At 64.0% G+C, this 19,829-nt stretch carries 15 protein-coding genes; 5 read left to right on the top strand and 10 right to left on the bottom strand.

Annotation, left to right across the window (positions count from 1 at the left end):
• Window positions 1-51 precede the first annotated feature (51 nt).
• The 6 genes from AC4NN3_RS03375 to AC4NN3_RS03350 all read right to left on the bottom strand — a co-directional run bounded on the left by AC4NN3_RS03375 (window position 52) and on the right by AC4NN3_RS03350 (window position 7,862).
• Window positions 52-1,146: an ABC transporter ATP-binding protein gene (locus AC4NN3_RS03375; protein ID WP_491925703.1), complete on the bottom strand. Its 1,095-nt coding sequence runs from the start codon at window positions 1,144-1,146 to the stop codon at window positions 52-54.
• Window positions 1,146-1,802 (bottom strand): SMC-Scp complex subunit ScpB, encoded by a 657-nt coding sequence (scpB, locus tag AC4NN3_RS03370; RefSeq protein ID WP_491925702.1) that lies wholly within the window; start codon window positions 1,800-1,802, stop codon window positions 1,146-1,148. The genes AC4NN3_RS03375 and scpB overlap by 1 nt, the downstream gene beginning before the upstream one ends.
• Entirely contained in the window at window positions 1,799-2,587 is a 789-nt protein-coding gene (locus AC4NN3_RS03365) for a segregation and condensation protein A (RefSeq protein ID WP_491925701.1), read from the bottom strand. The genes scpB and AC4NN3_RS03365 overlap by 4 nt, the downstream gene beginning before the upstream one ends.
• Before the next feature lie 99 nt (window positions 2,588-2,686).
• Window positions 2,687-4,792: an SPOR domain-containing protein gene (locus AC4NN3_RS03360; protein WP_491925700.1), complete on the bottom strand. Its 2,106-nt coding sequence runs from the start codon at window positions 4,790-4,792 to the stop codon at window positions 2,687-2,689.
• A 100-nt stretch (window positions 4,793-4,892) separates the two neighbouring features.
• Complete coding sequence (gene argS, locus AC4NN3_RS03355) at window positions 4,893-6,638, bottom strand: arginine--tRNA ligase (protein WP_491925699.1); 1,746 nt, start codon at window positions 6,636-6,638, stop codon at window positions 4,893-4,895.
• 30 nt (window positions 6,639-6,668) lie between these two features.
• Window positions 6,669-7,862 carry a deoxyguanosinetriphosphate triphosphohydrolase gene (locus tag AC4NN3_RS03350; protein ID WP_491925698.1) on the bottom strand — a complete coding sequence of 398 codons (1,194 nt, stop codon included), beginning with the start codon at window positions 7,860-7,862 and terminating at the stop codon, window positions 6,669-6,671.
• A gap of 98 nt (window positions 7,863-7,960) precedes the next feature.
• Here AC4NN3_RS03350 and AC4NN3_RS03345 point away from each other — a divergent pair, with 98 nt between their 5' ends.
• The 4 genes from AC4NN3_RS03345 (at window position 7,961) to xth (ending at window position 11,440) form a co-directional block, all read left to right on the top strand.
• Entirely contained in the window at window positions 7,961-8,311 is a 351-nt protein-coding gene (locus AC4NN3_RS03345; protein ID WP_491925697.1) for a HesB/IscA family protein, read from the top strand.
• A gap of 68 nt (window positions 8,312-8,379) precedes the next feature.
• Entirely contained in the window at window positions 8,380-9,489 is a 1,110-nt protein-coding gene (locus AC4NN3_RS03340) for a serine hydrolase domain-containing protein (protein ID WP_491925696.1), read from the top strand.
• Between the two features lie 5 nt (window positions 9,490-9,494).
• The gene (locus AC4NN3_RS03335; protein ID WP_491925695.1) at window positions 9,495-10,610 is read left to right on the top strand and encodes a serine hydrolase domain-containing protein; all 1,116 of its coding nucleotides are present in this window, start codon (window positions 9,495-9,497) and stop codon (window positions 10,608-10,610) included.
• 50 nt (window positions 10,611-10,660) lie between these two features.
• Window positions 10,661-11,440 carry an exodeoxyribonuclease III gene (gene xth / locus AC4NN3_RS03330; RefSeq protein ID WP_491925694.1) on the top strand — a complete coding sequence of 260 codons (780 nt, stop codon included), beginning with the start codon at window positions 10,661-10,663 and terminating at the stop codon, window positions 11,438-11,440.
• A gap of 15 nt (window positions 11,441-11,455) precedes the next feature.
• On the opposite strand, the gene AC4NN3_RS03325 is transcribed toward xth, so the two are convergent.
• Complete coding sequence (locus AC4NN3_RS03325; RefSeq protein WP_491925693.1) at window positions 11,456-12,265, bottom strand: tetratricopeptide repeat protein; 810 nt, start codon at window positions 12,263-12,265, stop codon at window positions 11,456-11,458.
• Between the two features lie 887 nt (window positions 12,266-13,152).
• On the opposite strand from AC4NN3_RS03325, the gene AC4NN3_RS03320 reads away from it, so the two are divergent.
• Window positions 13,153-14,814 (top strand): ABC transporter ATP-binding protein, encoded by a 1,662-nt coding sequence (locus tag AC4NN3_RS03320; RefSeq protein WP_491925692.1) that lies wholly within the window; start codon window positions 13,153-13,155, stop codon window positions 14,812-14,814.
• 36 nt (window positions 14,815-14,850) lie between these two features.
• Here the strand turns inward: AC4NN3_RS03320 and AC4NN3_RS03315 are convergent, their stop codons facing one another.
• From AC4NN3_RS03315 to AC4NN3_RS03305, 3 genes are all read right to left on the bottom strand, one after another.
• Window positions 14,851-15,858 carry a CorA family divalent cation transporter gene (locus AC4NN3_RS03315; RefSeq protein WP_491925691.1) on the bottom strand — a complete coding sequence of 336 codons (1,008 nt, stop codon included), beginning with the start codon at window positions 15,856-15,858 and terminating at the stop codon, window positions 14,851-14,853.
• An 8-nt stretch (window positions 15,859-15,866) separates the two neighbouring features.
• The gene (locus AC4NN3_RS03310) at window positions 15,867-18,623 is read right to left on the bottom strand and encodes a valine--tRNA ligase (protein ID WP_491925690.1); all 2,757 of its coding nucleotides are present in this window, start codon (window positions 18,621-18,623) and stop codon (window positions 15,867-15,869) included.
• 153 nt (window positions 18,624-18,776) lie between these two features.
• Window positions 18,777-19,649 (bottom strand): PopZ family protein, encoded by an 873-nt coding sequence (locus AC4NN3_RS03305; protein ID WP_491925689.1) that lies wholly within the window; start codon window positions 19,647-19,649, stop codon window positions 18,777-18,779.
• Window positions 19,650-19,829: the final 180 nt, after the last annotated feature.

Raw genomic sequence — 19,829 nt, 5'->3', positions numbered from 1 at the left:
TAGATTTTTGTCAGAACGCGTTACACGCGGATATATAGGCCAGAAATAGGTTTAAATGCGCGGAAACACAAGAACGTGTTCCCGGTTCAGCGTGACGAATACGTCCTGGCCGATGCTGAGGGCCGAACTCGCCGGCTGACGCACACCCAGCGGGGCGTCGAGACCCTCAACCTTGACCTCGCAGAGATCTTCGCCGATGGCGTCGCGCTTGCTGATCACCCGGCCCGGCGTGCCAGGCCCGCTAAGCCGGAGTCGAGCTCCACCGGCGGGACGGATGGCAACCGTCACCCGGGCCCCCTCGGCCAGGCCCGGGGTCGGCACGGCGCCCAGCGGGGTCTGCGCCTGTCCACCGGACACCACCGTCTCGATCTCGCTGAGGGGCGAGAAGAAGCGTGCGGCACTCAGATCGATCGGCTGGCGGTAGATATCGGCTCCGGTGCCGATCTGGGCAATCCTGCCGTGACGCAGCAGGGCAACCCGATCGCCCAGAATCATGGCCTCCTCGGGATCGTGGGTGACGATCAGGCTGGTGACATTGGTTTCCCGCAGCACAGCCAGGGTTTCCTCGCGCACGGTTTCGCGCAGGCGGGCGTCCAGGCTGGAAAACGGCTCGTCGAGCAGCAGCACGCCGGGGCGCGGCGCGACACTGCGGGCAAGCGCCAGGCGCTGCTGCTGCCCGCCCGAGAGCATGTGCGGATAATCCGCCTCGCGGTCCCCCAGGCCCACGCGGCGCAGCGCGGCCCGCGCCTGGGCCAGCGCCGCCGGACGGCCCAGCTTGCGCAGGCCGAAGAGCACGTTCTGTAGCACCGTGAGATGCGGAAACAGCGCAAAGTCCTGAAACATCAGGCCGACGCCGCGGCGGTCGGTAGGCACCGTCATTCCAGGCGTCGAAACGGTTTGGCCATTGATGCGGACGGCGCCGGCATGAATGGGCTGAATGCCGGCGGCCACGCGCAAAGCCGTGGACTTGCCGGAGCCCGATTCGCCCAGCAGGCAAACGATCTCGCCCGGCCGCAGGGTGAGGCTGAACTGGCTGAGCACCGCCCTGCCCCCCAGCCGCACATCGACAGCGTCGAATTCGAGTGTCGCGGCGAAGCTGACACCCGTGGTGCCGCGCGTGCCCCAGCCTGCAAGTTCTTCCGTCATCAGGCGTTTTCGTCCTCATCGTCGACATCGTCAGGGTCCAGCGGATCCTCGTCATCGCGCAAGGCGCCATCAAAGGGAAGCGGGATCTGCATGGATGATGGCAGGCGGCCCGACAGCAGGCCGGCACCCTTGAGCTCTTCCAGCCCCGGCAGGTCGGAAAGGCTTTCCAACCCGAAGTGATCGAGAAAAGCGTCAGTGGTGCCATAGGTTACCGGGCGCCCGGGCGTGCGGCGACGGCCACGCATGCGGATCCATCCGGCTTCCATCAGCAGGTCGATAGTCCCTTTGCCGGTGGCAACGCCGCGGACTTCCTCGATCTCGGCGCGGGTGCTGGGCTGGTGATAGGCGATGATGGAGAGTGTCTCGAGCGCCGCACGCGACAGGGGGCGGGTCTCCTGCTCCTCGCGCCGCAACAGGAATCCCAGATCCTCGGCGGTGCGGAACGCCCATCCATCCCCGCGCTGCACCAGGTTGACGCCACGGCCGGCATAGCGCTGCTGCAGAGTCACCAGCAATTCGATCAGTCGTGACCCTTCACCCAGATATGATGACATCTGGCTAACCGTCAAAGGCTCAGTTGAGGCGAACAGGAGAGCCTCCAGAATTCGCAGATTGCGCTCAACAACCTCATTGGCATCAGAAAAATCGTCGATCACGAGGTTTCCGCCTTGCGACGCCGCATCAGTAGCGGACCGAAAGCCTCGGTCTGGCGCAGATCGATCTGCCCGAGGCGGACCAGTTCAAGGCTCGAGGCGAAGCTCGAGGCGAGAACCGTGGCCCGTTCGGCGGGCGTGGCGAGATAGTCGGCCACATAGCTGTCCATGGCCACCCATTCAAAACTATCACCAATCAGGCGCTGGAGGATATCGCGCGCATCCTGCAGCGACCAGACTGTGCGCTGGAGAGGAGCGTAGTCGGTACTGATGCCTTTTTCACGCTGAACGGAATAGGCCTTGAGCAGGTCATAGAGACTGGCCTCCCACAGGCTGCGCCGGGCGATCTCGATCGGCTCGGGCATGCCGCGGGCATGAACCGCCAGGCCCAGGCGGGGCCGGTTCATCAACTGGTTGGCGGCGCGGCGCATGGCTTCGAGGCGCTTGAGGCGGAACTGCAGCATGGCGGCCAGCATCTCGCCGGACGGTTCATCGTCGGATGCGGCCTGCGGCACCATAAGCCGGCTCTTGAGATAGGCCAGCCAGGCGGCCATGACCAGATAGTCGGCCGCCAGCTCGATGCGTTTCTCCCGCACCTTCTCGATGAACAGCAGATATTGTTCGGCCAGTGCCAGCACCGAAATGGCGGCCAGATCGACCTTCTGGCGCCGGGCCAGATCAAGCAGCAGATCGAGCGGCCCCTCATAGCCATCGACATCGACATAGAGGATGTCGTCATCGTCGGGTGGGGCCGGCGTAGCAAACCAGTCAGTCTGGGCGGAGGTCATCAAAGCACGCCTGGCTGCAGAAACATGACGTCATCCTTGGCGGCTGCGCCGATGACCGTCAAGCTTGCCGGCATGGCAAAGACGGGCACAGGGCGCCCATCACATGGTGAAGCAGTCGCCACCCGCCGCCTTGACATTGGTACAGATCAGATTGGCCTGCTCCAGCGATGCTGCCGGAACGCGCACACGATAGTAGATCCCCCTGGTGCCCAGATCGACGCGCTGGACTTCCAGGTTGGCGCCACCGAACAGCGGGCCATAGCGGGTCACCATGTTCTGGGCAGACTGGCGCGCATCGGCTTCGCTGCGCTGCGACGCCAGTTGCACATAAGCGGGCGCGGTATCGCCCAGCGCCGGCACCTCGGTGGCACCCGGCACGGTCAGGGACGGCGCCGCCTCGGGGGCGGGCGCCACCGCGGCAGCCGGCGCTGCCGGAGCTTCCGTTCCCGACGGCGCGGCGCTGGCCAGCCGGAGGCCGGTCGGTCGCATCAGCGGAATGGTCGCAGACTTGCCGGCAATGGCCGCACCCGTCAGGTCTACGGCAGGCACTGTCGAACCTGGCTCGACGGGAACGACCGTTGGCAAAGCCGGAACGGCCTCAGCAACCGGCTCAACCGGTTCGACGCTGGCGAGCAGTTCGGGCGTCGCCGTTTCCGCACCGGGAACGGCGGGCACATTGGGGCGATCAACTGGCAGAATGGCGCTGCCGGCCACGCTGTCATCACCGCTGACAATGGTGCCGTCTGGACGGACCTTGACGGTGCGAACCTTGCGATTGGCAAGCCCTTCGTCGCTTGAATCGGCAGCGGCGGCGGAAACCTGTGTTACCTCGTTGACGTCGGTCTGGTCACGGGACACCAGTTGCTCGTCGGCGCCAGGGGTAACGCCGTTCATTTCGTTGAACACCACGGACTGGGTCGTCGTGCCGTCATCCGCAGCGATGGCAGGGGCAACTTCCTTGACTGGATCTGTGTCTGCGGTGAGCAAGGGCGCCGGCCCTTCCTCACGGCCACCCAGACCCAGCACCCAATACAGACCGAACCCGGCGGCGAGCAGCAGGGTAACCGCAACCAACGGACCGGCCAGCGCACGCGACATGCCCATGGCACGGCGCTGACGCGGCGCGGCGGCATAAGTCTGAAGTTCGGGATCTGCCGCAACGGTTTCATGAACCCAGCCGACCTTGGCCCCAGTTGCCTGGGCGGCGGCAAAAATGGTCTGATCGGCAGTCGACATCCCGTCGACGGGCGGATTGGGCAGCACGGGCGTTGCCAGGCTGCGCAGCGCCGGACTGGGCGCAGGCCGCGGCGGGCTCTGCGGCGCTGCCGGCGCCAGATCGGACGCGGCGGCCCGCATCTCATCCTCGGGCAGATCGAATTCGACTCGCATGGCCCGGCCAATCAGGCTTTCAATCTCGTCAATCGGATCGAGCCCGACCGAACTGTCAGCAACCGGCGTCGGCGCAACCGCCACCGGCATTGCCGGCTGGCGGGAAACCGACGACGGCTCCACGCCAACACTGGCGGGCGGTGCCACGGGCGAACCCAGCCCAAATACGGGCGGCACCCTGAAGCGATCAGGCTCAGCCCGGTGTCCACCCAGGCTCACGCCGGTCTGGGCACCGGATGCGGCAGCCACTGACGTCGCCATCAAAGCCGGCGTCGCCACCGGCGCAACCTGATCGAGTTCGGGTTCCGGCTCTGGATGCGCAGCCATTTCGGCAGAGATCAGATCGGCGATACTGTCATGTTCCTGAGAGGGTACAACCGGAGCAGGTTCCACCGGTGCGGTGGGCTCCGCTTCGGCGAAACTGCGGGGGACCGTCGCGGGCGCAACGGCGTTGGCCGGCGCATCCTCGATGCCCGAAGGCGGTACACTGCCGCCGCGAATGTCAAAATTAAACTGGAACGGCTCGGACTTCGGCACGGCCGCAGCATTTGAACGCTGCGAGACAATCGGCTCGATCGCAACCGCCGGGCTGGTCCCGCCAAACTGGTTGGCGGCGGCAGGCAAGCCTGCGGAATCAGGCAGATCACCGGATGCAGACCGCTGTACAGGGTCGCCGGGAATGCGCACGGGAACAAACTGGGCAGAAGGAATGGCCGGCCCGGACGGCTTCGCCCCCCGGTCTTCCTGCGCATCCTGCGCCATCAGCTTTGCCAGTTCAGCGATCAGATCGTCTGCGGCTTCGGATTGTCCGGCCATTAGCTACGATTTCGCCAGCATAAAGCAGCGCCCTCTAGATTCCTGAAACGGCGCCCACGACGGGCCATTTTGCGCGATTCAACACAGTAATACGCCAGAATTATGAAAGCTCCGTCGGTGCGGACACGCCCAGAATGCCGAGCCCGTTGACGATGACCTGACGGACAGCGTCGACCAAGGCGAGTCGGGCGAATGTCAGCTTTGGATCGTCATGGTTAACAAAACGTAACTGAACATCATCCTTACCCTTCGCCCAGAAGCTATGGAAGGCCGCTGCGAGGTCATGCACATAGAATGCAATACGGTGGGGTTCATGCGCAATAGCGGCGGCACTGACCGTGCGGGGCCATGCGGCCAGGACCCGCACCAGGTCCAGTTCAGCCGGGGTAATGATGCGTTCGACCTCGGCGCCGACCAGGGCGGCCGGGGACAGGTCGAGATCAGGCAGTTCGCGCGCCGCAGTCCTGAAGATCGAATGGGCGCGGGCATGCGCATACTGCACGTAGAACACCGGATTGTCCTTCGTCTGCTCCTTGACCAGGGCAAAGTCGAAGTCCATGGCCGCATCATTGCGCCGATACATGAGCATGAAGCGGGTCGCGTCGGCGCCCACTTCCTCCACGACATCGGCCAGGGTGACCAGGTCGCCGGACCGCTTGCTCATCTTGAACGGCTCGCCATTCTTGAGCAGCCGCACCAGCTGGCAGATGCGCACATCCATATCGGCAGCATTGAGCGAGACGGCCTTGGTGGCCGCCTGCAGGCGCTTGACGTAGCCGGAATGGTCGGCGCCGAGCACGTTGATCATGTGCTTGAAGCCGCGCAGATACTTGTTGCGATGATAGGCGATGTCGGCAGCAAAATAGGTGTAGGAGCCGTCCGACTTGATCAGCGCCCGGTCGGTGTCGTCGCCATAATCGGTGGCGCGGAACAGCGTCTGCTCACGATCTTCCCAATCCTCGGGCGCCTTGCCCTTGGGGGGCTCGAGACGACCCTCATAGATCATGCCCATCTCGCGCAGCCAGGCCAGGGTCAGCTCGATGTCGCCGCCCTGCCCGTGCAACTGCCGCTCGGAGAAGAACACATCGTGATGGATGCCCAGCAGCGCCAGGTCGGCCTTGATCAGCTCCAGCATGGCTGCCAGCACGCGCTCGCGCACGATGGCTAAGGCTTCAGCTTCCGGCTTGGCCAGCAGGGAATCGCTGAACTCCGCCTTGAGGGCCTCCCCGACCGGCACCAGATAGTCACCGGGATAAAAGCCAGGTGGAATGTCGATTGCCTCGCCCAGCGCCTCGCGGTACCGCAGCATGGTGGAGCGCGCCAGCGTGTCGATCTGGCTGCCGGCGTCGTTGATGTAATATTCGCGCGTCACCTCGAAGCCGGAAAACGCCATCAGCGAAGCCAGGGTGTCGCCGAAGACGGCGCCGCGCGTATGCCCGACATGCATGGGCCCGGTCGGATTGGCCGAGACATACTCGATATTGACCGCTTCGCCGCCGCCCTGCGTGGAACGGCCATAATCAGCGCCCTGCTCGGCAATGGAGCGCAACACCTGGTGCCAGATCGGCGCATTGAGCCGGAAATTGATAAAGCCGGGACCGGCGACTTCCACGCTGGCCACATCACCATCATGCTTGAAGTGCTCGAGCAGCGCATTGGCCACCTCGCGCGGATTTTTTCCCAAGGGCTTGGCCACGACCATGGCGGCATTGGTGGAGAGGTCACCATGGGCAGGATCGCGCGGCGGCTCGACCACGATACGGGCCAGCAGATCGGCGCCCACTTCGGGGTAGAGAACATGCATCGCATTGGCGACGCGCGCGGAAAACAGAGCGAAAACGTCCATGATAGACCTGACTATTAGAGTGCGCCGGGGTTAACGGAATTCCGGGCGAGCGTCAAACAGCCGTGCATGTTCGGCCAAGGCATAGGGATCGGTCATGCCGGCGATGAAATCGGCGATGATGCGGGCCAGCTCGGAATCCGTGCGAGCGGCGCGCGCTGCCACGCCCCAGCGGCCGGGCAGATCGCGGCTGTCGAAATAGCGGTCGAACAGGTCCAGCACCAGCTGCTCGCTCTGGCGGACCGGCACCATCACCGATTCATGGCGATAGACCCGCGCGAACAGAAAGCTCTTGAGGCCATCCACGGCGGCGGCCAGCTGCGGCGAAAAGGCGACCAGCGTCCGCCCCGCCATGCGCACGTCTTCGGCCGAAGCGACCCCGGCCACGTCGATATTGGCGGCAGTGGTGGCGATGACATCCTCTATGCTGCGGGTGATCAGCCGGCGCTGCACCTCGTGAGCCTGCCGCTTCGGCGCAATATCGGGATAGCGATCCAGGACCTCTCGCACGATCGGCCCGGCGAAGGGCACGTCCAGCAGGTCGGTCAAGGTAATCAGCCCGGCGCGCAGGGCGTCATCGACGTCATGGGCATTGTAGGCGATGTCATCGGCAATGGCAGCGGTCTGGGCCTCGAGCGAGGCAAAGCTCGACAGGCGCAGATCGGCACAGGCGGCAATGTCGTCGAGTCCCGCGGGGAGTCCCTCTTCGGCGTACTTGCCATAGGGCGTGCCGTCAGGATTGGTCAGCGGTCCATTATGCTTGAGGATGCCTTCGAGCGTTTCCCAGGTCAGGTTGAGCCCGTCATGCTCGGCATAACGGTTCTCCAGCAGGGTAACGACGCGCATGGCCTGGATATTGTGGTCAAAGCCGCCATAGGGCGCCATGGCGGCATGCAGGGCGCGCTCGCCGGCATGGCCGAAGGGCGTGTGGCCCAGGTCATGCGACAAAGCGATGGCTTCGGCGAGGTCTTCGTTCAGATGCAGCGCCCGCGCCATGGAGCGCGCCATCTGGCTGACTTCGAGCGTATGGGTCAGCCGGTTGCGGAAATGATTGCCGTCATGCTCGAAAAATACCTGCGTCTTGTGCTGCAGGCGGCGAAAGGCGGTTGAATGGATGATGCGGTCGCGGTCGCGCTGGAATTCGCTGCGGGTCGGGCTAGGCCCGGCACCATCAATACGCCCCAGCGAAAGCTCGGGTTTGGAGGCATAAACAGCAGTATGGCTCATCGTTGATCGTTACCCAATCTTTTGGCCCTTTTCATTTCCGGCAAGAGTTACTATTTTAGCCTGACCGTTATGACATTACGAAACGGCACGGAATTGATATGACCGAAACCGCCCTCGCTCCGACCCAAGTCGTGCTCACCGACCGCGCCGCCAAGCGCGTGTCGCGAATTCTCGCCAAGGAGGCCGAAGGCACGGTGCTGCGCATATCGGTGGCCGGCGGCGGCTGCTCGGGATTTCAGTATGAATACAATCTCGTACAGGAAAAGGCCGGCAGCGACGACATCGTTCTGCAAAAGGGCGACGCCGTGGTGCTCATTGATTCCATGAGCCTGGAATTCATGGGCGGCTCGGAGATCGACTTCGTCGACAGCCTGATCGGCCAGGCCTTTGAGATCCGCAATCCCAATGCTGTCGCGTCTTGCGGCTGCGGCACCAGCTTCGCCGTCTAAAGCTTCCATACCAGGCAGACAGAGGCTATTGGCCGCTCTATGCTCCGGGCAAAAACCGGAGCCATGTCATGGAATTGCAGACCAGCCTCGACGAGATCACCAGCACGGCCATCGCCAAGGGAACGCTTGTCGGCGGCGCGGTCGTGGTGGCTCAGGCCGGGCGGAGCCTTTATCGGCATAGCTTCGGGCTGGCCGATCGGGAGACTGGACAAGAGGCCGGTTTCGACACGATCTACCGGCTGGCTTCGCTGACCAAACCAATGGTGTCGTTGACGGCACTGGCGCTGTGCGACGCGGGCAAGCTATCGCTCGAGGACGCGGTGGCGGACCACCTGCCTTTTTTCACCCCGCACTATCAAGGAACGACCCCCACCCTCCGCATCCGGCACCTGCTGACCCACACAGCCGGGCTGAGCTACAATTATGCGCCCGAATCCGGCGTGGCGACCGGGCTGGCCGATGACAGCCTCGACTATGAAACGAACTTCACCCGCCTCGCCGCGCAGGAGTTGCGCTACGAACCGGGCACGCGCTGGGAATATTCAGTTTCTATCGACGTGCTCGGCGCCGTGGTCGCCAAGGTGTTCGGCGGCACGCTAGAAGAAGCCGTCGCGCACTTCGTCACCGAGAAGCTGGGCATGATGGACACCGCCTTCCACATCACGGACAAGGCCAGACTGGCGGCGAACTACGCCAATACGGCAACGGGGCCGGCGCCCATGGGCGACCATTACCGGCATCGCAATGCGGATGGCACGACAGTGCTGTTTTCGCCCTGCCGGGCGTTCAATCCCGCGGCGTTCCAGGCCGGCGGCGCGGGCATGGTCGGCACGCCGGCTGATCTGTTCAAGTTCTTCGACCAGATCCGTGCAGGCGCCCCGGACCTCCTCCGAGTCGAGACCTTTGCCTCGGCCGCCAGCGCGCAGACCGGGGATGTGTTCCGGGTACCCGGCTGCAAGTTCAGCTATTTTTCCGACATCATCGTCGACCCCGTCGCGGCCAGGACGCCGGAAAGCGTCGGCACACTGGGCTGGGGCGGCATCTATGGCCATTCCTGGTTTGTCGACCGGGAACGCGCGCTGACGGTGCTGATGATGAGCAATACCGCGCCGGCCGGGGTCGACGGCGCCTATGTCGACGCAGTGCGCGACGCGGTCTATGCCGGATTGAAGGACTGATGGCCATGGATATCGAACAGGCACTGGACGCGGTGGTATCACGGGCGATCGCCGAGCGACGGATCGTTGGCGCGGTCCTGTTGGTGCACAAGGACGGCCGCCGGCTCTACGAAAAGGCTCATGGCCGGGCCGACCGGGAGGCCGGGCGAGCAATGACGATCGACACCATCTTCCGCTATTCGTCCCTGACCAAGCCTTTGGTCGCCGCAACCATCCTGGCGCTGATGGATGATGGCAAGCTGCGGCTGGATGACCCGGTGACGCATTTCCTACCGGCATTTAGGCCCGCGCTGGCGGACGGCAGCGCACCAGAGATCACCATCCATCACCTGCTGACCCATACATCGGGCCTGCGCGCCGATTCGATCCTGACACAGGCCGAGCAGGCGGCCGGGGTTAATCGCTGGCATCTGGGCACCGACGCGATCATGGCGCGGCTGGCCGGGCTCGGCCTGGCCTTTGCGCCGGGCAGCAGTTGGGCCTACGGGCCCTCGATCGACGTGCTGGGCGTGATTGCCGGCCAGCTGGTCGGCGGCACGCCCGGCGACGCCATCGCGCGATACGTAACCGGGCCGTTGCGGATGCGGGATGCCGGGTTTGGCGTCACCGACCCGGTGCGGCTGGCGGCTGCCTATGCCGATGCTCCGAACGGCGCCGTGCTGATGGATGATCCACACAGCGTGCCCAATGCCTGGGGCGGCATGACAACGTATGATCCCGGCCGCATTTTCGACGCCCAGGCCTTCCAGTCCGGCGGCGGTGGCGCGGCGGGCACCGGGCTCGATTTCATGGCACTGGCCGAGACCCTGCGCAGCGGCGGCGGGGCTGTGCTGCGGCCCGAAACCGTGGCGCTGGGCCTGGCCAACCAGTCGCCGCAGCTGGCCCAGGCGGTGGGCCCAGGCCTGCAGTTCAGCTATTTCGGCGCCTTTGTCGACGATCCGCGGGCTGCCGGGTTACCCGCGGCGCGCGGCACCGTGCGCTGGGGCGGCATCTATGGGCACAACTGGTGGATCGACCCGCAGAACGGGCTTTGCGTGGTGTCGATGAGCAATACCGGCCTTGAGGGCAGCGATGGCGCCTATCGCACCGCGGTGTATGAAGCGGTTTATGCCAGCCTCTAGTGTTGCCCCCTGCCCACAGGACAGCTAGTTTTCGCGCAACGGAGACCGTCATGCGCATCGCCACCTGGAACATCAACGGCATCAAGGCCCGCCTCGACATCCTGCTGACCTGGCTGGCGCAGGAAAAGCCCGACATCGTGGTGCTTCAGGAAATCAAATCGGTCGACGAAAATTTTCCCCGGGCCGAGATCGAGGCACTGGGCTATAATCTGGAAACGCACGGCCAGAAGAGCTGGAATGGCGTTGCCATCCTGTCGCTGCTGCCGTTCGACGAGGTCACCCGCGGGCTGCCCGGGGATGACAGCGACGAGCAGGCGCGGCTCATCGAGGGCGTATTCTCGGTGGATTCTGGCGCCATCCGGGTCTGCGGCATCTATCTGCCCAATGGCAATCCGGTCGACAGCGAGAAATTCCCCTACAAGCTGGCCTGGATGCGGCGGCTGGAGGCCTATGTCGCCGAGCGCCTGCTGCTCGAAGAGCCCTTCGTCCTGCTGGGCGACTTCAACCTGATCCCCGCCCCGATCGACGCGCATGATCCGCAGGCGTGGTGGGGCGACGCGCTCTATCGGCCCGAAAGCCTCGAACGCTTCCGCACCCTGACCAATCTGGGCATGACCGATGCGCTCCGCGCCGTCACGGCGGAGCAGGCCTTTACCTTCTGGGATTTTCAGGCGGGGGCCTGGCGGCGCAATGCCGGCATCCGCATCGATCACCTGATGCTGTCACCGCAAGCGGCAGACCGGCTCAATGACGTGCGCGTCCACAAGGATGTGCGCGGCTGGGACAAGCCGAGCGACCACGTGCCGGTGGAAGGCCAGTTCAGCTTCTAGGCTGCAAGCCCGGAATCAGAAACCGGCGAACTGCGGCGCGATGGAGCGCGCCAGAGCGGCAGCCTCATCCTGCTGTTCGGGGCTGGACAGCGACTGGGCGTGCATCAGCTTTTCGTCGACCCAGGCGGCGTCACCAGTACCGGCGCAGCGATCATGGGCAATACTCAGCCACATCAAGCCCTCGACCGGCTGGGCCTCGATGCCTTCGATGCCCGTGAACAGCATGTCGCCAAGCTGGGCCTGGGCCGGACAATGCCCCTTGCGGGCAGCCAGCGAGAACCACCGGGCACTCTGCAGCGGGCTGAGGCCGAGTTCATCTTCCTGCAGATAGAGCAGGCCGACGCGGTACTGTGCATCGGCATCGCCGAAATAGGTGGCGGCATGCAGCAGCAAGGCATGGGACCGGTTGGCATCGGCAGGAATGCCGGCGTCCGGCAGCCCTTCCTTGTAGTAGTCGCCCACCTTGACGAAGGACCGGGCCACGATATCGGCCTCGACACCCTTGGGGGCGGCATCGGCGTGCTGGTTGGCGATCTGGGCAAAAAAGCCGAAGGCCTTGACCGGATCACGGGCCACGCCCTCGCCATTCTCATACATCGTGCCCAGCTGCCACATGGCCATAGGTTGGCCGGCATCGGCGGCATCCTGCAGCGCGGCCAGCAATTCACTGCTGGACACGCCTCCACCTGCCCCGTCGAGCATATTGGCCATGTTCAGCGCGGCGTCGGCCGCCGTCTGTGCGTGCACGGGCAGGATCGAGGCCGACAGGGCCAGGATGGCTGCGATCGTCACGGAAATCAGGGAATGGTCCCTAATGGTCCGCATCGTACTCCTTTTACCCGCGCTGGCGCAGGTTGTGTTCATTTCGCCGGCCCGGACGTCCGGGCGACGAATTTGTGATGGGGTCGGCGCCGGCATCTGCGCCGGCCTCCGCGACGAGTCCGCTGGCTTCGATTGCCGCAAGAAGGACCCTGTTAAGAATTTGTTAAGCCGCGTTTGTGACCGCATTGAAGCAAGCCCGATCACGAGATCGCGCGGGCCGCCTGCAATACTGGAAATGATAGGGCGCTGCAGTACAGCGATCATATCGGTCACGTCGACGTCTGGCCTCCCAAGCTTTTCCCGGCCCAAGCCTGCACTGGCATGCAGGCATTCGGGCTATCCCATCGACTTTGGCGTGGTGCGGGTGTGCAGACGAAACGAGCTGATGCTCAACAACGCCATCGGTCACCCGCCCCGGATGCCTCAGCAGGATCGGTTTAGGGTGAGATTGTGGCGACAAACATCGCCAAATGGTTGCCACCCGGTGTGGCAAATCGGATTCACCGATCTTGTTGCCGAATCGTCACAGAGCCGGCAGCCGCGCTGTGTCCGCGCGAGCACAGCAGCCGGTAAAGACCATGGCACCGGTTGCTCCCGCGCCAGCGACTGAGCATAATCGGCACGGCAACAAGCCACCCTGGAGTGCAAGATGAAAACCATGTCCGCAGCAATCACCGCCAAACATCAATCGGACATGACACCTCATGCACTTTCAGTTTCCCTGGACGGGAGCGCCAGCCGACGGGCGCCGTAGTCCCCTTTTCAGCAGACTCTTTCAGACCCTAGCAACCGATCCTGCCATCGTCGCCCGGCAACGGGCGCGAGCGCGCAAATTCGTCTCGTATTATCGGCCGCACCTCCCCCTGCTGCTGGCCGACCTTGGCTGCGCCATGCTGGTGGCGGCCTCCGCCGTGGCGCTGCCGCTCTGCGCCAGCTACCTCACCGCCCACCTTGCCGAGCTCTCGGGCACCGGTGACGGGTTTCGCCAAATCCTCTTCGTCGGCGCCATCATGGTGGGGGTCTTCCTCGTCGAGGCGGTAGCCACCTTCTTTGTCGACTATCAGGGCCACATGATGGGATCGCGCATTGAAGCCGACCTGCGACGTGAACTGTTTGCGCATTGCCAGAAGCTGTCCTTTGCCTTTCACGACCGCAACAAGGTCGGGCAATTGATGAGCAGGATCACCAACGACACCTTCGCGCTGGGCGAACTGTTCCATCACGGGCCGGAGGACCTAGCCATCGGCCTGCTCAAGATGGCGGGAGCCTTGACCATCCTGTTCCTGATCAATCCGGTCGTGGCAGGCATGATCGCCGCCATGATCCCGCTGGCGGTGGTCTATGCGCTCTATTTCAACCGCCGCATCGGCCTGGCCTGGCTGGGCAACAAGGTCCGAATCGGCGCCATCAACGAGCGTGTCGAGGATGGCCTGGCCGGCATCAGGGTGGTGCAGTCCTTCGGCAACGAGGGATTGGAATTGGCCCAGTTCGACTTAGCCAATCAGGACTTTGTCGAGAGCCGCCGGGACGGCTACCGCAATGAGGCGTGGTTCTCGGTCGGCATGGAGGGCTTTGCCCAGATCGTCACGATCTGCGTCATCGTGGCGGGCGCCTTGCGCATCATCGCCGCCGACCTGACCACGGCGGAGCTGCTGACCTTCCTGCTCTGCGTCGGCGTGCTGGTCGATCCGGTCCGGCGCCTCGCCAATGTGGTGCGGGTCTGGCAGGAGGGCCATACCGGCTTCGCGCGGGCCATGGAAATTCTCGAGCTGCAGCCCGAGATTGTCGATCGCACCAGCGCCAGGCCCCTGCGGGCGGTGACGGGGGCCATAGCCTTCCGACAAGTCAGCTTTGCGTATCACGGCGATGGCCCACCAGTGCTCTCCAACCTCTCACTCGACATTGCTCCGGGCGAGTTCGTCGCCATTGTCGGCCCCTCGGGGGTGGGCAAGAGCACGCTCTGCGCGCTGATTCCAAGGTTTTATGAGGTCAGCAGCGGCGAGATCTGCATCGACGGCCAGGACATTCGTGACGTGACCCTGGCCTCGCTGCGCGCCAGCGTGGGCGTGGTGGCGCAGGACGTGTATCTGTTTGCCGGCAGCGTGGCGGAGAACCTGCGCTATGGACGGCCCGAGGCCAGCGACGCCGAGATCGTCGCAGCGGCCAGGTCAGCCCATGCGCATGACTTCATCATGGCGCTGCCGTGTGGTTATGACACCGATATCGGCCAGCGCGGCGTCAGGCTGTCGGGTGGACAGAAGCAACGGCTGACCATTGCGCGCGCCTTCCTCAAGAACCCACCAATCCTGATCTTTGACGAGGCCACCAGCGCACTCGACAATGAGAGCGAGGCGGCGGTGCAAGAGGCCCTGCAGACCCTGGCCCGAGGCCGCACCACCATCGTCATCGCCCATCGTCTGTCGACGGTGCGCCATGCCGACCGCATCATCGTGCTGACGGAGGAAGGGATTGCCGAAGAAGGGTCGCATGACGCGCTGATGGCCGCGGGGGGATATTATGCCCGGCTGCACCAGGATCGAGCCAGCATCTGAGGCAAGTGGTTCGGGCGCATAGCGCCCGGACCCATTCTACAGCCAGCGGCGCCCACGCATCCACCAGACAATGCCCAGGGCCAGCACGAACAGCATGGCGCAGACCGTCCAGAAGGCGTGCGAGGCGCCGGCCAGCGGTATGCCCTCGACATTCATGCCCAGCGCGCCGGTGATCAGGGTCAGCGGCATGAAGACGACGGTGACCGCGGCCAGGATCAGCATGGTGCGGTTCATCTGTTCGGCACGCGCATCGATGATCTGTTCATGCACCAGCACGGCGCGCTCGGACAGCGACTGCAATTCGTCGCCGATGCGGGCGGTGCGCGCCGAAGCTTCGCGCAGGCGCAGCCGGTCGCGGGCGGTAAAGAAGCTGAGATCCTCGATTTCGAGGGTGTTCAGCAGATCGCGCTGCGGCCAGACGATACGGCGGAAATTGATGAGATTGCGACGCAGATCCGCCAGCCGGGCGCTGGCCTTGGGATTGTTCTGCAGGATCAGGCCTTCCTCGATGCTATCGAGGCGATTGCCCAGGATTTCCACCAGGGGCTCCAGCCTATCGGCCGCCCGCAGACCCATGCGGGCCACCAGATCGGCGGGCGAGATCGGCGCATGGTGGGCCGAAATCCAGTTGGCGACTCCGACAAAGTCGAGAATATTGAGCTCGGAGGCGATGATGACCCGCCCCTTCTCGATCCAGATGGTCAGCAGTTGTCGGCCCATATCGTCGGGCTCGGCGCCGGGGCGCGCCACGCGCATCACCACCATGGCCCGGTCCTCGATGACCGTGCAGCGGGACCGGCTGCTGGGCACGGTCAGCAGTTCGGCATTGAAGGCGCCGAGTTCTTCTTTGAGCCAGACCTTGAATTCAGGCGATCTGGCATTGCCGCAAACCAGCTTGAAGCCGCGGGTCGGCACCACGGGCTCGGCAGCGCCGGGTTCGTGACGGGTGGCGCCGCCACGCCCATCGAATACCAGCACCGCGCCAACGCCAATCATCCCATTGTCGACGGTCTGGACGGGCGGGCGGCGCGGTGTATCGTCCATGGGCGTTCTCAACTCAGGCGCTTGAGCGCCTCGGCGATATGATGACGGCGTTCGATGGCAGCCTCCCGACGGGCCTTCTGCTCCTCGATCACCTCGGGCGGTGCCTTGGCGACAAACTGCTCATTGCCCAGCTTCTTGTCGATCTGGGCGACTTCGGCGTCGAGCTTGTCGACCTCCTTGGAAAGGCGGGCCTTTTCGGTCGGAATGTCGATGAACTCGGCCAAAGGCAAGGCCCATGTGGCCTCGCCCACGACGAACTGTGCCGACTCGCCGGGCACATCGGCTTGCGGCGTGATGTCTTCGAGGCGTGCCAGGCGGGTAATCAGCGAGGTCCCGGCTACCAGACGACGCAGCGTGGTTTCACTGGCGCCGACCACCACCAGCGACAGCTTGGCGCTGGCCGGCACGTTCATCTCGCTGCGCACCGAGCGGACATTGTTGATCACGTCGATCAGCCAGGTGAGGTCGGCATCGGCTGCAGCGTCTTCCAGACCCGCCAGATCGGGCCAGCGCGTCAGGATCAGCATGTTGTCGCGCGGCGTGCCGAACTTGCCGGTCTCGGCCCAGAGCTCTTCGGTGACAAAGGGCATGAAGGGGTGCAGGATGGTCAGGATCTGGTCGAGCGCCCAGGCAGCAGTGGCGCGGGTCTCGGCCTTGGCCGCCTCATCCTCGCCCATGAATACCGGCTTGGCGAACTCGACATACCAGTCGCAGAACGTGCCCCAGACAAAGTCATAGGCGGCATTGGCGGCTTCGTTGAACTTGTAGTCGACGATGCCTTGGGTGACGGCCGCTGCGCCGCGCGCCGTGGCCCCGACAATCCAGCGATTGAGCGGCAGCTTGTTGGCCTTGGGGTCATAGCCCTCGACGCGGCGGCACTCATTCATCTCAAGGAAGCGCGCGGCGTTCCAGATCTTGGTGACGAAGTTGCGATAGCCCTCGACCCGGCTCATCGACAGCTTGAGATCGCGGCCCTGCGCGGCCATGGCGGCCAGCGTGAAGCGGGTGGCGTCGGCGCCATACTGGTCGATAAGCTCAAGCGGGTCGATGACATTGCCCTTGGTCTTGCTCATCTTCTGGCCCTTTTCGTCGCGGACCAGGGCATGCATGTAGACCGTGTGGAACGGCTCTTCCTTGAGGAATTCCAGCCCCATCATCATCATCCGGGCAACCCAGAAGAAGATGATGTCAAAGCCGGTGACCAGCACGTCGGTAGGGTAATAGCGGCGCAGTTCGGCCGTGTCGTCCGGCCAGCCTAGGGTCGAGAAGGGCCAGAGGGCCGAGGAGAACCAGGTATCGAGCACGTCTTCGTCGCGCTTGATGACCGTCCGCGCGCCATAATGCGCGTCGGCAAGGGCCTGCGCCTCCGCCTCGCTAGAGGCCACAAAGGCTTCCTGATCCGGGCCATACCAGGCCGGGATCTGGTGACCCCACCAGAGCTGTCGCGAAATGCACCAAGGCTTGATGTTTTCCAGCCAGGCAAAATAGGTGTTCTCATATTGCTGCGGCACGAACTTGGTACGGCCTTCGCGGACGGCGGCCATGGCGGGTTGCGCCAGCACGTCAGCCTTGACCCACCATTGGTCGGTCAGGAAGGGCTCGATGACGACGAGTTTGCTCTTCTCGTCATGCGGCACCATGATCTTCTTGTCCTCGATGTGATCGAGGCCGCGGGTGGGATCCTCTTCCGCCAGCGCCGTCAGGTCGGCGACGATGGCCTTGCGCGCAGCAAAGCGGTCGAGACCGCGATAGGCGCCCGGGATGAACTCGGCCGAGATGATCGCGCCATTGGTAGTGAAGACATTGATCTGTTCGAGCTGGTTGCGAACGCCGACCTCAAAGTCGTTGAAATCATGCGCCGGGGTGATTTTGACCGCACCGGTACCGAGCGCCGGATCAGCATACTCGTCGGCGACGATGGGAATGCGGCGGCCGACCAGCGGCAGGTCGACGAACTTGCCGACGAGGCTGGCATAGCGCTCATCCTCGGGATGCACGGCAATACCGCTGTCGCCCAGCATGGTCTCGGGCCGGGTGGTAGCGACGATGATGTAGTCGCGGGTTTCAGTCCCGGTGACATTGCCCTCTTCGTCTTTCACGGGGAACTGGTAGGTAACGCCATCGGCCAGCGGATAGCGCAGGTGCCACATATGGCCCTTGACCTCGATATTCTCGACTTCGAGATCGGAAATGGCGGTTTCCAGCCCAGGGTGCCAGTTGACCAGGCGCTTGGCGCGATAGATCAAGCCGCGGTTGTGCAGCTCGACAAATACCTTGGTGACGGCGCGCACCATCTGGTCGCCGGCCGCGCCGTTCTCGCCCATGGTGAAACGTTCGCGCGAGAAGTCAGCCGAAGCGCCCAGGCGCTTGAGCTGGTTCATGATGGTGCCGCCGCTTTCGGCTTTCCATTCCCAGATGCGCTCGACGAATTTCTCGCGGCCCATCTCGCGACGGGCGGGCTGTTGGCGCTCCATCAGCTGGCGCTCGACGATCATCTGGGTGGCAATGCCGGCATGGTCGGTTCCTGGCTGCCAGAGCACATCCTTGCCCAGCATGCGGTTGAAGCGGACCAGGATGTCCTGGATCGTGTTGTTGAGCGCGTGGCCAATGTGCAGCGAGCCGGTGACATTGGGCGGCGGGATGACGATGGTGAAGGTCTCGGCGCCGGGCGCGGCCCCTGCCCCGGCGGCAAAGGCCTTGGCGTTGAGCCAGTCGGCATAGACGCGCGTCTCAACGGCGCCGGGCTCATAGGACTTTTCAAGCATTGGTCACTCGCAACAACAGCGACCCGCCAAGGACATTCTCACGCGAGAAAGACCTGACGGGTCGGACAGGGGTTTGGGGGAGACTTCAAGCAAATGCGCGATGCGGGGTCAACCGTATCGCGCATGGCAGGGCATCAGAGATGACGGAACAGGCTATTCGCCGCGAGAAACCCGGGCGATTTCCTTTTCCACCATGCGCTCGACGACCGATGGCAGATTTTCGTCCAGCCATTCCTTGAGCATGGGCCGCAGCATATCGCGCATCAGCGACTCGATGGTGGCGCCGGTATTGCCAAGGCCCAGGCCGTTGAGTTTGGTCATCGAGCTGCGGACGGCGGCCTGTGTGGTCGGCTCAAGCAACTGGGAGGCCATGTCGGCCGACAGCGTCGCATCGGGCAGCGATGCGGGCTGTGCCGCAGCAGGCTGGGCTGTCGGGGCAAAGCTGGCCATTTCGGCGTCGGCTTCAAAACCGGTTTCGGCCGCCGGCTCGGGATTGAACTCGGGAATCTCGAAGCCGGCTTCGGCCTCGGGTTCGGGGTTGAAACTGGGAAGATCGAAGTCCATGCCAGCCATCAACGATTCCGGCTCGGGCTCGGGTGCCGGCGCGGGCTTGGCCTTGGCGGCCACCGGCGTCGGATCGGGCGGGATCACGCGCTGCACCGGGGGATCGAATGAGGGGAGGTCGTCGTCCTCATCGGCAGCAGCGGGCGCAAAGCTGATATCCTCGGGATCGACCAGAGTCGGCGCGGCAACGGCCATGGGATCGTCTTCTTCCACAGGCGTATCGGCCAGAATGGAGTCGAAGCTGAAGCCTGCGATATCATCGTCGGCATCGTCAACGATCTGCGACGGGCTGAGGGCCAGCGGTTCGATATCGCCAAGCATGTCGCTGAGGTCACGGTCGGCCGCATGTGCGGGCGCGGCCTGCATGGGATCGGCTGCCGCCAGGCTGGCGGCCCGGCGGGGAACCCCGGAGGCATCATCGTCGGCGATGATCTGCCGAATGGACGACAGAATCTCATCCATTGAGGGTTCTTTGGGTGCCGGCTTGTTCATAGGTGCCTCTTACTCATGCGCTCGAACCGGAAAAACGGCCCCCGCAAACGCGGCCAAACCCTGATTCGTGAACAACAGCTTAGACCGGGCAGCAAATTTTAGGGATCACGGACCTGCCAATAGCCGAGGTCTTCCACTAAAACTTGTGGC

The sequence above is a fragment of the Devosia sp. MDV22-iso42 genome, assembly GCF_058629155.1.
Note: the sequence above shows the minus strand (reverse complement) of the source record. Positions and strands in the feature narration are given on the sequence as shown.